Origin of the sequence: Photobacterium sp. SP02 (assembly GCF_038519165.1) — a bacterium.
In the GTDB taxonomy this organism is placed as follows: domain Bacteria; phylum Pseudomonadota; class Gammaproteobacteria; order Enterobacterales; family Vibrionaceae; genus Photobacterium; species Photobacterium halotolerans.
Window position 1 is genome coordinate 37934 of sequence record NZ_JASJOJ010000019.1, and the last position, 15962, is coordinate 53895.

Below are 15962 nucleotides of genomic sequence, written 5' to 3' on the forward strand. Positions count from 1 at the left end.
TTGAATTATTCATCATCGACTTGCTCCATCTTCAGCATTGCTTGCCTCACCCTGTCAGGCCAAAGGGCAAAAAAACGATAGTAGCGACCGTTCATCTTTAGCTTATAGGTACCACGGCTGCGTTCATTACTTTCAAGACATTGACGGCGGAAGAGCAGCTCAACATCACGCATATAATGAGTTGGCAAATTTAAGCCTTTCAAAAATTCATCTTTGTGGATGAGCCAAAGCTCCTTACCATCGATAAACCGTCGATATCCTATGCTTGTTGGTCGAGATACATCGCCTTCTTTAGCAAGTCGTTTGTCCCACTTAGTTAGAACACCGCCAATCTTTTGTAGTAAGCGATACTCCTCAAGGTTCATTAAATGACCGCGGCTTCCCAACCAAATCCGATACAAGCTGTGCACCGCTTGTTCTGATTCGTCCTCACTCCAATTAACCAGAAAGTTACGTGAGGCAAGCTGTAAGGCCACTAAAATCACTGCAAAACGCCGGGTGACTCGCTGCACCTGTGAGGATGAATCCGGCAGTAGCCAGCTATCAACAATGCGCTGTAATTCCTTAGGCACATATTGATTAAGATCCACCACATCAGTCGTGATCAAGTCGATGAATGATCTCAGTAATGATCCGTAGGTTCTCGCACTTGCAGACTTCAGATGATCAATGGCCTTTTGAGGTGTGGAAAAGCTGTGAAGATCATTCAGTACCCCATGCTGCCCAATTACCGGAAGTTCAATCAAACGAACTTCTTGCCCGGCCATCGGGCTACGACCCAAACTTTCAAATATCTCAGCGAGCCACTTTTCACCTGTACTTAATACCAGCACACGCCAATGCTCAGATTCAGCAAGCTTGCCGGTTTTATCTGCCCGCAATTTTCCGGCACCATTAAAAATTTGATACAAACAGGTATCGATATCTTCCGCTTTGGCCATGCCAATTTCATCAAGCGGTAAAACTAGGTCGTGATGTTCACTCGCTACAGCAGCAATCCCATTGGCAGTGCCAATCCAACTTTTCATGAAGTCAGGACCACCACAGACACTTGCACACACTTGGAGAATTGCGGTTTTACCATCAGCAGAATTGGAAACAATATGAATACCGCCATTCTCCAAACCGGCGGGTTTTAACAGTGGTCCGGCAAGGGCACAGCCAATGGAGAAAATTAAATATGGATTGCCACGACAAAAACGCCCTACTTCTTGTTGCCAATCGCCCAAAGATCCCTGCTGCTGAAAATTTGGTGCAATACGTGGAGACAGGTATTGATACGGTTCATCACTCCTACCAGAAATCCAACTGGGCGTGACAAACACCTCACGATGCCAACCAGTCCTTTCCACTAAGGTTGCTGTACTCGCTTTGCGCGATTCTTTAACTAAATATTGTTGAATCAGTTTCCACGTATCAATGCCAGGTTCTATCCAAAAACCACTGTCTAATAACCGCTCTCGAATTAACATGGACTGGCTACCATTCAATATCTTCATTAAAAATACCTCCTGGACGGAACATCCATCCAGATTGAGCCACTCGCACAACACACCATTACTCCGGACTCGGTCATCGCTACGCACTCTAAAAAGAACGCGAATTGGATCGGAGATTTTCCGCTTCTCATTAGATCGAAGATGAAATAAGCCTGTGTCACGTAGTTCAAACTGCATGACTCCACCTACAGGCATTGCATCCAAGTCAACACCTCGCTGTGTCGGAAACGGACTGTGCGGCCATGAGCATTGAGTTTGATTGGTGATGGAAATTTGCCACTTTGAACATAACGTCGCAGTGTCGCCGGTGATATTTGGGTGAGAGAACACACCTCTTGATATGTGAGTAACCTTTCGTTGGTAGTGGAAGTAACTTGGTTCACGATGCCTCCTGAAAATTATTGAACCTTCATGCAGCATCATCCTAAAAATCAGTTATTAAGCAGACCGCTGGAACTGCCCTTTTCGGGCAATTCAGAAAAAAACACATCCTACTGATATTTAGTGAAATTTATTTAGTATCACCTTGAAAAACAGCCTTATGAGTACGAAAAGCCTAGCCACCAATGAGTTGCCCAACATTACCGAATCAATTTGTGCGCCTGTGAATACCCAGAAAAAACTTTCACATGTGAAACTTGAGAGACCTGACGATTTACACGGAACAAAGCTAGGTCCCCCATAAAAAGTGGAATAATTTGGCTCAGATCTTTTGGAGATTGCCGAGCTTACTTGGAATAAACCTGTCTGGGTCCCCCATCAGATAATTATCTGGATAGGAATTGGCTAGGTCTTCTGGCTAAGGCGCCACAACAAAAGACCTAGGCGCCCAAAAAGGGCATGAAGACGGCGGATGAAAGTGGGCATGCAGCAATAGACTGACTCTGTATTCAACGTACAGAGGACCGAATGATGACAGACAATTCAAACCCATTTACAACTTTGGATAAGCAAATAAAAGCTTGGAACACTTTTTTTAAAAGCGAAAACAAACAGGTAGATCATGAAGAAGCCACGCTATACGCTTTTTCAACATCGGAAATGTACTTACGCTACATTCACAAATCTACCGAGCTGGAACAACTGCGGTACTACTACATAGCCCAGCGGATAGCCGATCTGTATTGGCAGCACAACCGAGACCATAGAGGGAAAGACTCACCAGGATATCCGGGCCATTTTGGCTGTCGAGTAAGATTGCGAGAGATGAAATTGGAAATTTTCTGGGTTTACAACGAGTTTAAGCCTAAAAAGAATGCTGACGGATTCCAAGTGATCAGCCATTACCTTCCCCGTGAAGGCCACTACCGCTACCCAAAGACAACTTTTACACGAGCCCAAGAATGGGAAAAACCGGTGATTGAAGTTGTTGAAGATGCTTTTTCAACAATCCGCAGAGCCAACGCTAATCTGATCAGAATGCGCCAGCTATGTAAGTGGAATGACACTAACCTCTTCCAAATGGCAGGCGATATCGACGATTTTAAGATGGATAATCCTTTATAGTTATGCTCTTACAAGACAGCCCTCAACTCATTCGAGCTCAGGGCTGTACTATATCGGCTATTTATCTTTTTTGAGTATAGCCTTGAGTGCTGCAATATTGGCCCGTGCGCCTTCAGCTTCTTTTAAACGGCGGCGCTGCTGGGCAAAGCGGTCAAACTCCAGTTTCGCCTTGTTATCAGCGTCTTTCTTGGTGATTTTTCCCGCTCCGCTCAATACGTCTCGATCATTAAAACTTAAAAACTGGTCTAGCTTATCGGCCCAGTCCTGAAGGAATACCTGCTTGCGGCGAAGCGCTTGGTCTTCGGCGAAGTCGAGCCACATATTGACGATTCGATTAAGCTCTTTGATTTCGTCTTCACGCAGATAGTTTTTGGCGATGGTGACATCGGTCTTACGCACTTCATCGCCTTTATAGCTGGTTAGCCCCATATCTGGCTTATTGGCATCCACACGGCTAGCTATCAGCTCAGCAGCCGTCATGTGCGTACAGGCATAATGCAGCTTGTTCTGAATGGTTTGAAAGAAGCGGTTAGTTTCTTGGTTGGATGGCTCGTAATCGGCAGCCATGGTAAAGATTTCTTTGACTCGCAGATAAACACGACGCTCACTCGCTCGGATATCGCGAATGCGTTCCAGCATCTCGTCAAAGTAGTCAGGCACCGCAGAGTGACCAACGGGTGGATTTTTGAGGCGCTCGTCATCCATGGCAAATCCCTTGATCAGGTATTCTTTCAGGATTTGCGTTGCCCATTGGCGGAACTGCGTCCCTCGTTGCGAACGAACCCTGTAACCAACAGACAGAATTGCATCGAGGTTGTAGTGGTCGATCTCACGAGATACTTGGCGAGTACCTTCCAATCGAACTATCCGGAATTTCCGGATGGTTGCGTTTTGTACAAGCTCACCCTCGTTGTAGATATTGATTAGGTGCTCATTAATTGTACGGACGTCTTTGTCATAAAGCTCAGCCATTGCAGCCTGAGAAAGCCACAACGTATCAGATTCAAATCGGCATTCGACGCGAGTTTGACCATCAGTACTGGTGAAAAGAACAAACTCGCCTTGAGGGGCTTGTGGGATGTTATCTGTCATAAGTTCAGCCTCGTACACTACTGGTCATTACTATTTCATCAAGCTCCCAAATCATACTGTTTGCTCCTCAACTGCCTCACCAACACTTCTCATTAATGAAGAAAATTGATCATTATCTTGTTTGAGTCGTTCAATGATTTGCCTGGCGGCAGTTTGCATTTCTGGAACTTCAACTGGGGATGCGCCCCTCTCAAAGACTCCAGACAGGTGAGAATACTCATTGTTAATCCTGTCTGTTAAGACCGCTGGAATACTATCTTCACCAAAAAATGCACTAAGGGTCACTGGCGTCATGCCTTGATCGGGGTATCTGTAATACAGGTAAATTTCGAAAAACTTCCTCGCATTGTTGGCAAAATTATAGAAGGTTACGTAGTTGGTATCATCGATAGCATCAAGAGAGGCACATTTTTGGATCTGATGAAACAGGTAGTTAAACTCAGTCACATATTCTTTTAAGTATGATGGCATGACCTGTAAGGTAGATTTTTTATCCTGTCTAACCACAACAAAATATGCTTTCTGACAATTAACCTTCTTCCCTTCAGCATTGAGGTAATTATCCTTCAATCTTTTCAAATATTTAAGGAAATCAAGGTTGTGTGTTGAAACAAATAGCTGTGCAAATTTTCCCTTCTCGACAACTTCCGCATTTAACAGGCTATAAATAAAGAAAATATGATTACCATCGAGCGACGAGATAGGATCATCAATCCAAATCATGGGTTTTGAATCTTTGGTTGCAACATCATCTAACTTGGCCAAAAAGTAGCAAAATGCCAGCAAGCTGCATTCACCTTCGCTAAGGTGATAAGCCTTCTTTCCGTCACGGATCACTTCAAATCGAATGCGCTTGGAGTCCTGCGTTGGTCCTTCATCTTTTTTAGCCTCCAACGTTAAGAACTGATGCCCGAAAAAATTATTCAGATACTCATTTACCTTTTTAGCCCCTTTTTCTTCATCGTTCAGTTCACGTTTTTTAGCCGTAACTTGTGCTTGCTTTTTGGTAATATCCGCATTGATAGTCGCCTGCGCTTGTTGAGCCTCATCCCTCTTTTTCTTTAAGGTTTCAATTGAATTTAGCTGTGTTTGGTAATCAATCGTAAGCAAATAGCCAGCGACTTCTTTCAGTCGTAAGTCAGCTTTAGCCTTGGTTTGTTCGTCAGCCAATGAACTACTAAATAACTCTGATTGAGCGCAAAGGTCACTATATTCCTGCCAGATTTGCGTTAATGTTTCAGCGCAATCAGCGGGGCTCTCATATTCTTTAGCGTTTAAAATGTCACCTTTTCTGGCCCTAAGTTGCTTGACTAGGCTATCTAACGCAAGCTGGTAGTTCTTAGTAGCAGCTTTTAACCTGGAACCCAAAGCTGTAAGTTTTGAGTGAAACTTAGAATAAAAAACGGATTGATCAATGGTGAGAGCGGCATGAACTGTATTGTTCTCGGTTTCTAACTTAGCGAGTAAAGCATCAATCGACTTTTCTAATAGCTCAGATTCTTCATCAAAGTGCTTATCAAGTTCTGCCCACCGCTCAGCCGAAATTTCATTGTCGCAAAATGCGCATTTTTCATGCTTGTTTCGATGATGAGTACGGCCTTCATTTACCCAGCGGTTAAGTACCGCATCTTTGACTAACGCCTGAATTTTGTCAGACTCACTGATGGGTTTGGTAATCAGCGTTTCCACTTGCTGTGCCAAGCTCACAAAACTTAGCTTAGGTGAAGAAAATTCAGGTATTGTTGGCAAAACTTTTTCATCAATCAGCTTTTCGTGCTCGGCCACTTGTTCTAATTTTAACTGCTGAAAATTTGGATTACTTACTGTTGTAATATCGGCTCTTAATTTGGTAATGGTGTAGTTTTGGTCACCAAAACGCTCAGGCTTATATCTAATGCCGATATTTTGATCGGTTGCTTTTTTACCAAGTTGTTTTTCTAGGTTATCGTTCGATTGCTTATGGGATCTAACGGCTGTGTTATATGTAACTGTGGCCTGCTTTTTGTCGGCAAACAAACCCGTTTCTTGCCCTTCAATACTAGAACCCAGCTCTGCTTCAAGAGCTTCGATCTCTTTTTCGATCTTATTATTGTCATCACCTAAAATGGCAAACGGTTCAATGCTGTCGTCTGGATTCGTGATAAAACGAAGATTATCTCTAATAAAATCTTCATTGAATACACGGATGTTCTTACCGTGGGTGGATATGGCTGAAAGTGTTACATCTGAGTTGTCAGTAAATTTTAGTTGAAACGAGGGCGCGCCATATTTATCTGATAAAGCGCCGGTCTCTAGAGCACGCGCAATACGCGATAGTGTCGTCTTACCGGAATAATTTCGACCATAGATGATGTTGATATCAACGAAGTTCTGAACGGCACCACCTTTGTTTTTAACTTCACTATCCCAGCTAAAATCGTCAAACACACCAAGCTTTTTAATGTGCTGAATTTTCTTTAGCATTATAAACCTCCTTGTCGTTGTTCACTCGGTGGCAAGCTACCATCAATAATGCTCTTCTATATACCCATACGCCTTAGCAAACAGCTCTTTCTCTTTGCCCAGCCCAAACTGGGCAAGTGTTACCAGCAGCGCCTTTTGGATTTCGCGCGGGCCGCTGTTGGAGTTTTGCCAGCCTTCAAACCGGGTGGCTTTAACGATCTTGTCGATCTGCTCTACCACATCGCCGATTAGTTTCGGCGTGGTTTCTGGGCGGGTTTCCAAGAAGAGTTTGGTTAAGGCCTGCTTGTTGTCTTCTTCGGTCACCACATGCTCGCCGGTTTCGCGCTCGGCTTGCACCGTGTCTTTAGCCGCATCTAACAGGCCTTTTAACCAATCGATAGCTTTGATGACACCGGCTTCGTAGTCTTGGCGCAGTTTTTCTAAGCGTTCACCTAACTCGACAAACTTCGGCTCGTTACTGCCGCGTAATCGGCCCATCAAGTCAATTTCTAAGCGTTTGGCGCGCTGCTCTTGTTCTTTGTCCGTCAGCGTGAAAATGGCGTGTTCATCCATTATCAGTTCGTCGATATCGTCGCGGATGCGATTGATGTCGGTATGCTCGTGGATCATCTTGATGGTTTCAGGGCCGAGCGCGGCCCACACCAAAGCACCGGTCTGGCCTACTGGGCGTACTGACTCATAAATCTGCGCCAGCCATTTATAATCATTTCTGAACGGACTTAAGAATGGATCTGGATTGATAGCTGACCATAGCTTGGCTAGCACGCCAAAGCTGGCGGCGAACTCATCACGCTTTTCATTGGTTGGCAGGCACTCTTGCGCTGCCATTATCCCTTCGAAGCCTTCTAGGGTGCGGTCCACATTGGGGAAGAAGTCTAGGCACTTTTTCAGTTGGGCTGGTAATAATTCTTTAAAGGCTTCAATGCCTTCTACCACGCCATCAATCTCTTCCGGGTTGTAGGCCAGCGCAGTGCGCAGGTTTTCAAACACGCCAAGGTAATCAATGATAAGGCCCATGTCTTTGCGCACATCGTCTGTTTCGTACAAACGGTTGGTGCGGCACATGGCCTGTAGCAGCGTGTGGTCGCGCAGCGGTTTATCCAAGTACATGCAATAGCAGATAGGCGCGTCAAAGCCGGTAAGTAACTTGGCGGTGACGATGATCAGCTGCAACGGATGCTTGGAGTCTTTAAAGCTTTCGATTAAGTCTTTCTGGGTTTGGTCTTCGGCATCAATCTGCTGCCAACGCTCAAAATCTGCTTGTTTAATCGGCAGTTCTAAATCGTCGTGCCACTTACGCCAGTCTTTATTGAGCTTGTCTTTTTTACCGCCTTCTTCGGTTTTTACGGGTGCTTGGTCGACGTTCATCACTACTTCAACGGCATCAAAGCCGAGCTTTTCACCCAGCAAGTAGTACATCTGCACGCAGGCTTCGCGGTCGTACACCACCACCATGCCTTTCATCTTTTTCGGCTTAACGTGGCTGGTAAAATGTTCGGCAATATCGGCACTGACGGCAGCCATACGTTTGGGCGCTTTGAGCATCACCGCTAATTTTCCAGCGCGTTTAGACAGCGCCGCTTTTTCTTCTTCGTCGAGATTGTTGTCTTTGGCCAGTTGCTCAAATTCTTGGTTGATAGCGTCACGATCTACTCGAAGCTCGGCCAAGCGGGGTTCAAACTTCACAGGGTTGGTAGCGCCATCGCGGATTGACTGCTTGTAGCTATAGCGATTCATATAGCGGCCTGGATCATCCTCGGCGCCGAATAGCTTAAAGGTATTGCGGTCAATACCGGAAATCGGTGTACCGGTTAAACCATAGAAGTGCGCTTGTGGCAGAGCCCAGCGCATTTTTTCGCCCAAGCCACCTTCTTGGGTGCGGTGCGCTTCATCCACCAAGACAATAATGTTGTCGCGGTTGTTCAGGCCGTTGGGGTTGCTATCGTCTATCTCGACATCTTTAAACTTAAAGATGGTGGTAATTAATATACCGCGGCTGTCTTGCTCAATATGCTCGCCGAGCTTTTTGCAGCTTTGTACCTTGATAAGGTTTTTAACATCCGCACCACCAAAGGTCTCGTTGATTTGGCTGTCCAGGTCGCGACGATCTACCACGATCAATACGGTGGGGTTTTTCAGGGCGTTATCACTGCGCAGCATTTTGGCGGAGTAGAGCATCAATAACGATTTACCCGAACCCTGGAAATGCCAGATCAGACCTTTTTTCGGGTAGCCTTTGCGCACACGATCAACAATCTGCTTGGCCGCTTCAAACTGTGGGTAACGCGGAAGAATTTTAATACGCTTGGGTGGCGTGTTCTTACCGGTTTTAACCGTTGAAAACAGCGCGAAAGATTCCAGCAACTGCAATAAGGTTTGCGGGTTTAACAAGCCCTCACAGCTGTCCAGCACCGATGCCAAACCGGGCAAAATGTCATCGCGCAGGTCGGTATTGTGCCAAGGGCCCCAATCTTTTACCCGGGCGTTGATGGCGCCATAAGCAAAGGTTTTTCCTTCACTGGCAAAACACAGCAGGTTGGGCACAAAGCAGGGTTCAACGTTCTTCCAATAGTGCTTTTTACCACCCATAAAATCGGCGGCGCCGTCTTGCCAGGTCACACTCGGGCGGGTAGCGGTTTTCACTTCGCCCACCACCAAGGGAATGCCGTTCACATAGAGCACAATATCAAAATACACTTCGGTGGCCGCGATATAGTGCACCTGTTGCGACACCACAAAGTGGTTGTTATCAATATTGTCGAAATCAATCAGGTTGATGGTGATATGGTCGCCATTCTCACCAAAGGGTAAGGTTTTTTCGGCCATTAACCATTCATGAAAATTTTCATTAGCTTTTACCAGGCCGGTATGACGCGCTTCCAGCACCACGCCACGCAGTTTGTAAATCACTTCATCGGCGTAATCTGGTTGTTTGGCGATATCAGGGTTTAACGAACACAACGCGTCTTTTAGCCACTCGTCAACGAAGATATCCTGCGCTTGTTTAGGCAGGCTCTCACCGTGGCAGTAAGTCCACTTTACGCCGCTTAACCCTTTTAAGCGGTCGATAATTCCATTTTCTGTGACGGTTTGTTCGTTAAACATTAAGTAACCTGCTCAAAATATTTTGATTTAATACCTTCCATGAACTGAAGCATTCTCTGATGATGTTGTTTGGCTACATTCAATTCACTGTCAAATTCTCGGAGTACTTTCTCAATTTCTTTCACTCTATTTAATGGTGGAACCAAGATAGGTAAACTTTTTAAACTACCTGGGTTGATGTTTGCTTGACTAACACCAGGTGTAGCAAATGCCTTTAGCCGATATTGGACTAAAGGAAGGTTTAAGAACTGCGTTAAATAATAAGGAGTAAGCTTCTTCTCATTTGCCACTAACCGGATTAAATATGAAGCAAATAGATAATCGCCATCAAGTTCAAATATTCCGGTCCTTCCAACCCATTCCATACTGTTGGTTCTATTGAATACAATATCGCCATAATTAAGAATGTACTTGCTTGCGTCTTCCTTAGGCCAATCCAGATACTTCAGATCGTTAGGGTCAACGTAACCATTCGTAATATTCATCATTCTAAGTACTGGGTAACGACCATGAGCTTCGAGAGAATCCGATAGCCCATATTGAGTATCATTGAGGACGTCGCCTACAGTTAAAAACTTCCATCCTTCAGGTATGGAAGCCGGATCTTTACCAAATAATTCTCGGTACCAATTTCCCTCAAGCATTAAGGAATAGGCTGTAGCGGTCTTAGCTTGAATGAGCTGCGTAACTACAGCTTCTGAAGCGATCAAAGCGCTTTCTGCATCTCTGAGAATATTGAGACAACTTTCTTGCGGATACGATGGAACGGAAATTTCCAGTTTCGATAGAATAGAGAATTTTGTTCTTGGTGATAACGATCCTGATGAATTCAGTACAGCCCAGTTCCACACAGCTTCAGATTGAACTAAATGACGAACCAGTTCTTTTGATAACAAGGAGTTGGGTTTTGGTTCTAGTACAATAATGTCTCCAGAACAAATCCCATCAAACTCAGCAATCGCAGCCTTTTTTAAATAAGGGCGACGCTTGCCAAACAGGATATGCCCCTTCTTAAATACTCGGGTAAAGCTTGGGTTATCTTCCGCAATCATTCCCCAGCGTTTAATTTTGAGTGAGCCAGAATCCAAGTGTTCTAAACCAATGTAACGCTCATAGCCATCGGCAATAGGGTCTTTGGTAGTGAGTTTTACTTCGCGGCAAATATCACCAAATTTAATGGTTTGTTTATCACTCATTACTGCACTTCCTCACCGCTAACTTCAAACCCAAGCTCTTTTAGGCTTTTAAATAATTTATTGGTCTGCTTTTTCAATTGAACCCGGCTAATTTTCCATGCCTCGATGGCATGTTCAATATCGTGTACTTCGCCATTGTTTTGTGCCTGCACATAGAGAGGTATCGATAGGTTGTAGAGGTTCTCTTTAAGGGTATCAATATCGACCAATGCGGTAATATCGCTTTGCTTATTGGGTTCAAAGTAAGCTTCACAGAGCACAGCCAAATCCTCATCCGATAAGCGGCTGTGGGCGCGCTCGCGGGTTACGTTCTCCACACCATTGATAAACAACACCTTGTTAAGGCGCTCGGCTGGCTTATTGCAATTGAGCACTACCACGCAGGATTCCATCGGCGAGTTGTAAAACAGGTTTGGCCCAAGGCCAATCACCGCTTCGATAATGTCTGACTCGATTACCTGTTTGCGAATACTTTGCTCGGAATCGCGGAACAACACGCCATGTGGCCAGAGCATCGCGGCGCGGCCAGTGTCGGGCTTTAGGCTTTTGATGATGTGGGTGTAAAACGCATAATCGGCGCAGCCTTGCGGTGGTACGCCGTAGAGGTTGCGGCCATAAGGGTCGGCAGCGAATTTATCGCGGTTCCATTTTTTGATGGAGTAAGGCGGGTTAGCGAAAATCACATCAAACTGCTTGAGCTGGTCGTTCTCAATAAACTTGGGTTCCGCCAGGGTATCGCCGCGCAGTACATCAAATTCTTCAATGTCGTGCAGGAACATGTTCATACGGGCTATAGCGGAGGTAAGCAGGTTAACCTCTTGCCCGTGTAAATGTACAGAACGCCACTCTTTACCTTGAGAACGGAGATCCATTACCGCATTAAGCAGCATACCGCCGGTGCCGCAGGTGGGGTCATAAGCGGTTTCACCAGGTTTTAAGCCCATGATGCGCGTCATCAGATGCACGACGGTACGGTTGGTATAAAACTCAGCAGCGGTGTGGCCGGAGTCGTCGGCGAATTTTTTGATTAGGTACTCGTAAGCCTCACCCAGATCATCCTGAGCGACCGATTTAATCCCCAGCGGAATTTTACTGAAGTGCTCAATCAGATCAGATAGCAGGTGATCGGGCAGGCGCTCTTTGTTGGTCCACTGGGCATCACCAAACACCCCATGTAAGCGCGGGTTGTTGGCTTCAATTAAACGCAGTGCGTTTTGAATGGCCTCACCAATGTTTTTGCTGGTGTGGCGCACCTTTTCCCAGCGGGCTTCTTTGGGAATATCAAAACGGTGGAACATGGGCATGGCGGCGTATTCGGCATCGCCTTCATGGATCTCCAAGGCTTCGGTGTATTCTTCTAAATACACATCCGACAGGCGCTTATAGAATAGCAGCGGGAAGATGTACTGCTTGTAGTCTGAGGCGTCGATTTGGCCGCGTAAAAACTCGGCGGCACCCCAGAGTAAATCCTCTAATTTTTTCTTATTTAATGCGCTCATGATGTCTTCTTATCGCTTGGTTGCTGCTGTACTTGTTGCTTTAGCTGCTGGCCAAGCGCGGTTAAACGGTATTTTTGCAATTTACTTCTTGGTTTTTCCGGAATGGTCATTTCAATCAGCGACTGGTCCATTGCTGCGTTTAAGTAATTTTTTCGGAAGTGTTCGGCATCTTTTAAGGCCAAGGATTCCTGTAATTCCAGGCGTGAACGCTCACCTTTTATTGCCCGTATAAGCTTCGCAACTTCCGGGGTAACTTCCGGGGTAACTTCCGGGGTAACTTCCGGGGTAACTTCCGGGGTAACTTCCGGGGTAACTTCCGGGGCGAACAGGGTCAAGGTCACGCCGGAGGTGCTATCGGAGTGCCATTTTGGCGCGGGTAGCCCCGCTTCATTACAAGCTTGTTGAATGACGACACTGCCGCGGCCAAGCTTTTCCATATAGCCTTGCAGGTATAAGCCGTGGGCGATGTCGGGGTTACGCAGTACCGAAATATGGCCTTGCTGAATTTTGTGCTCGTCGATGCCTTGCGGAAACGCACCGGCGTTCCAAATTTTCAGGTGCGCGGGGCTGACTTCGACCTTAATGCCCCCGGCAAAGTTGCTGTAATCGCGGTGGGCAAAGGCGTTGACAATGGCTTCGCGTACCGCTTGTTCTGGGTACATGGGGATGTCTTCGCGCTGATTGTTGGCGCTGCTAAAACGCGCGCGCGATGGCGTATTGCGCATCACAAAGGTAATCAGCTGCTCGATCACATCGGCCATTGGGCCATCGAGGTGCTGTAAATCCTGATATTCGTCGTCGGCCTTATGGCGATAACACACCGCACGCACGCGGGCTTGCGGATGGCGTTTACCCGGCGCACTGGCCAGTAAAACATCGGCGGCATTGGTTAAGCGGCCGTATTTGGCCAGCGATAACAATTGCAACTGGTGCAGTAAGCCTTGTTCGGCTTGCGCGACTTCTTTGGGAATGCGTTTGGCGGATAGCAGTTTTTTACAAGCACTGGCTGATAAACCTTGTTCGTCGAGTTCTGACGAGAACAAACGTTCCCAGCGGGTAGGTTCTACTTGCTTGCGCATGACCATGTCGCGGATGGTATCGACATCGGCTTTTTGGGTTTGCTCGCCGGCACGAATGTAGATATCACTATTAAAGGCGTAAGGAATGTCTTTGCCGGCCGGCACTTCAACCACTAATAACTGTTTATTTTCGACTTGCTGTACTTCTACCGAAAACAGTACTGGCGGTTGAATGGCCGATTTAAGCTGGCTTTCGAGCTGTTCAGCCACTTGCACGGCCTGTTCTACGCCCTTGATTTGGCCTTTATCATCAACCCCACATAGCAGGTAACCGCCTTGGGTATTTAAAAAGGCGCAAACTTGCGGACCGCAGTGTTTTAACTCGCAGCTTGTAAGGTATTCAAGGGTTTGGTTTTCGCCCAACGATAGTAGTTGCTTGAGTTGTGCGGCCGTTTTACTCATGGCTTGCTCCTACTGAGGCGCTCACTTGACTGACATTTTGAAAATGCTCGGTCAAGCGCTGCTCTACGTCTTGATAGCGAGAGAATTGCGCAACCACAAAAAGGTTGGCGTCGTCGTCGCGATCGAACTTTTGTACCCAGTTGCCTTGGCGATCATCCAGTGGCAGTTGTTCCATGGTGGCGTCTTCGTATAAGTCAATCACCTTGATATTGGAAATGGACGATGCGCCTTTGCGCAATGTCAATTCTGAGCGCTGTTCTTGGGTTTTGTAACCTAAATCCATTAATAAGCGACGCGCAAACACAACTTGATCATGCGCTAGAAACCAGCGAGGTTTATTGAGCTCGATGGCTTTTTTCATCTCTTTATGGGTAATAGATAGGCCAGTTGCATCAACGCCACTGCCATATTGTGGGGTAATGATGCCTAAAAACAGATCACATTTTTCTACTGCTTTTAAGCAGCTTTCAAAGGCGGTTTCATTGGACGATACCGGCACTGTGCCTTTATGCGACATCCAAACTTCATAACCAAAGGCGGTTAGTAGTGAATATACGCGGTCGAGCAACTCTTCTACGCCATAAACTGTGGATGACACCATCACAGTGAGCTTTTTGCTCATAGTTCAAACCCTTCCTTGATCAGCAGTGCTTCCAGTTCATTTTCAGCTTGCTCTAAAGCGGCCAGCTTTTGTTGGAAGTCTTTTAGCGCCTCTTCCACTGTAATGGTTTCTTCTTCAAGCGGTTTTTGTACATAACGTGCAATATTTAAATTGAAGTCGTTTTCTTCAATTTCACTATGGGGAACCCAACGCGCAACGCCTTCGATGTCATCAGCTTCAGGGCCTTTGGTGCGCATCTGCCGATAAATATCATAAATGTCGTCCGCTTGGGTTTCTGACAAGGTATTTTGTGCCCGGCCTTTGGTAAAAATCTCTTCAGCATTGATGATCAGCACGTGATCTTGGTGAGCTAAAGGCCTTTGTTTGCGCAGCACTAAAATACAAGCCGGAATACCGGTGCCATAAAACAGGTTAGAAGCAACGCCGATGACAGCGACAATTCGGTTTTCTTTGAGTAAATTCTCGCGAATTTTACCTTCAGCACCACCACGGAATAGCACCCCGTGTGGCAATACCACCGCCATGCGACCACTCTCGTTCAAAGATGCAAACATATGTTGCACCCAAGCAAAATCACCGTTGGTTTTAGGGGCTAAACCATATTTCGCTCTGCCATAAGGGTCAGCACTCCAGTTATCATATCCCCACTCTTTCAAACTAAATGGCGGGTTGGCAATAACACAATCAAAGGTTTCTAGACGGTCATGCTTGAGGAATTTAGGTTCTCGCAGCGTATCGCCACGGACAATGTCAAAATCTTCCTGGCCGTGCAGAAAGAGGTTCATGCGAGCAATAGCTTCTGTGGTCAGGTTCTTTTCCTGGCCTTTGATTTTTAGCAGGCGTGGATCGCCGCCGTTTTCTTTAACGTGGTGGATGGTTTCCAGCAGCATGCCACCAGTACCACACGCAGGGTCATAAATGCCTTCACCTGCTTGTGGGTCAAGAATATTGACCATCAAGCGAACAATAGTGCGAGGAGTGTAAAACTCCCCCGCCTTTTTGTTGGCCTTATCCGCAAAGCGTTTGATCAGATATTCGTATGCCCGGCCCATGTCGTCGTTGCGAACGGACGCCACTCCAAGATTTACCTTGTTGAAATGGTTGAGCAAGGTAGCAAGCAGTTCATCTGATAAACGTTCTTTGTTGGTCCAACTGGCATCACCGAAGATTCCATGTAGCTTGGGGTTAGCCAATTCGATGCCGCGAAAAGCATCTTTTAATGTCTGGCCGATGTCTTTGGTCTCGGAAAAGACATCTCTCCAATGACAATATTCAGGAATTTGGATGCGATGGAACATATCGCCTTTGGCGAGCTCAGCGTCACCCACTTGCTCCATTGCTTCGAGATATTCTTCGTCGTACACATCGCAGATACGTTTGAAAAAGAGGATCGGAAAAATATAGGTTTTGTAGTCTGAAGCATCGATAGGCCCGGTAATGATATGGGCTGCGTGCCAAAGGTGTGCTTCGAGGTCTTTGATGTTAATTAGGGTCATTGT

Annotated in this window: 11 protein-coding genes; 1 reads left to right on the forward strand and 10 read right to left on the reverse strand. The window is 46.2% G+C overall.

From position 1 onward, the window contains the following. Positions 1-5: 5 nt before the first annotated feature. Positions 6-1694, reverse strand: a complete 1689-nt coding sequence (locus P0Y67_RS10430) for a DUF927 domain-containing protein (RefSeq protein ID WP_446728826.1) — start codon at positions 1692-1694, stop codon at positions 6-8. Then, the gene (locus P0Y67_RS10435) at positions 1685-1882 is read right to left on the reverse strand and encodes a helix-turn-helix transcriptional regulator (protein WP_342391811.1); all 198 of its coding nucleotides are present in this window, start codon (positions 1880-1882) and stop codon (positions 1685-1687) included. The genes P0Y67_RS10430 and P0Y67_RS10435 overlap by 10 nt, the downstream gene beginning before the upstream one ends. A 526-nt stretch (positions 1883-2408) precedes the next feature. On the opposite strand from P0Y67_RS10435, the gene mobI reads away from it, so the two are divergent. Further along, complete coding sequence (gene mobI / locus P0Y67_RS10440) at positions 2409-3005, forward strand: conjugative transfer protein MobI(A/C) (protein WP_342391812.1); 597 nt, start codon at positions 2409-2411, stop codon at positions 3003-3005. A 57-nt stretch (positions 3006-3062) separates the two neighbouring features. Here mobI and P0Y67_RS10445 read toward each other — a convergent pair whose 3' ends face one another. The 8 genes from P0Y67_RS10445 to P0Y67_RS10480 are packed head-to-tail and all read right to left on the reverse strand — an operon-like array spanning position 3063 to position 15959. Next, a complete protein-coding gene (locus tag P0Y67_RS10445; protein WP_342391813.1) occupies positions 3063-4097 on the reverse strand; it encodes a virulence RhuM family protein in 1035 nt (344 codons plus the stop codon). Between the two features lie 51 nt (positions 4098-4148). After that, a complete protein-coding gene (locus P0Y67_RS10450) occupies positions 4149-6560 on the reverse strand; it encodes an AAA family ATPase (protein WP_342391814.1) in 2412 nt (803 codons plus the stop codon). A gap of 42 nt (positions 6561-6602) precedes the next feature. Next, the gene (locus tag P0Y67_RS10455; protein ID WP_342391815.1) at positions 6603-9665 is read right to left on the reverse strand and encodes a type I restriction endonuclease subunit R; all 3063 of its coding nucleotides are present in this window, start codon (positions 9663-9665) and stop codon (positions 6603-6605) included. Further along, positions 9665-10861 carry a restriction endonuclease subunit S gene (locus P0Y67_RS10460; protein ID WP_342391816.1) on the reverse strand — a complete coding sequence of 399 codons (1197 nt, stop codon included), beginning with the start codon at positions 10859-10861 and terminating at the stop codon, positions 9665-9667. Before P0Y67_RS10460 ends, P0Y67_RS10455 begins: the two co-directional genes overlap by 1 nt. After that, positions 10861-12360: a type I restriction-modification system subunit M gene (locus P0Y67_RS10465; protein ID WP_342391817.1), complete on the reverse strand. Its 1500-nt coding sequence runs from the start codon at positions 12358-12360 to the stop codon at positions 10861-10863. The genes P0Y67_RS10460 and P0Y67_RS10465 overlap by 1 nt, the downstream gene beginning before the upstream one ends. Beyond that, positions 12357-13841, reverse strand: a complete 1485-nt coding sequence (locus tag P0Y67_RS10470) for an RNA-binding domain-containing protein (protein ID WP_342391818.1) — start codon at positions 13839-13841, stop codon at positions 12357-12359. Before P0Y67_RS10470 ends, P0Y67_RS10465 begins: the two co-directional genes overlap by 4 nt. Next, positions 13834-14463, reverse strand: coding sequence for a DUF4062 domain-containing protein (locus tag P0Y67_RS10475; RefSeq protein WP_342391819.1), 630 nt, complete (start codon positions 14461-14463; stop codon positions 13834-13836). Before P0Y67_RS10475 ends, P0Y67_RS10470 begins: the two co-directional genes overlap by 8 nt. Beyond that, positions 14460-15959 carry a type I restriction-modification system subunit M gene (locus P0Y67_RS10480; RefSeq protein WP_342391820.1) on the reverse strand — a complete coding sequence of 500 codons (1500 nt, stop codon included), beginning with the start codon at positions 15957-15959 and terminating at the stop codon, positions 14460-14462. The genes P0Y67_RS10475 and P0Y67_RS10480 overlap by 4 nt, the downstream gene beginning before the upstream one ends. Positions 15960-15962 lie beyond the last annotated feature (3 nt).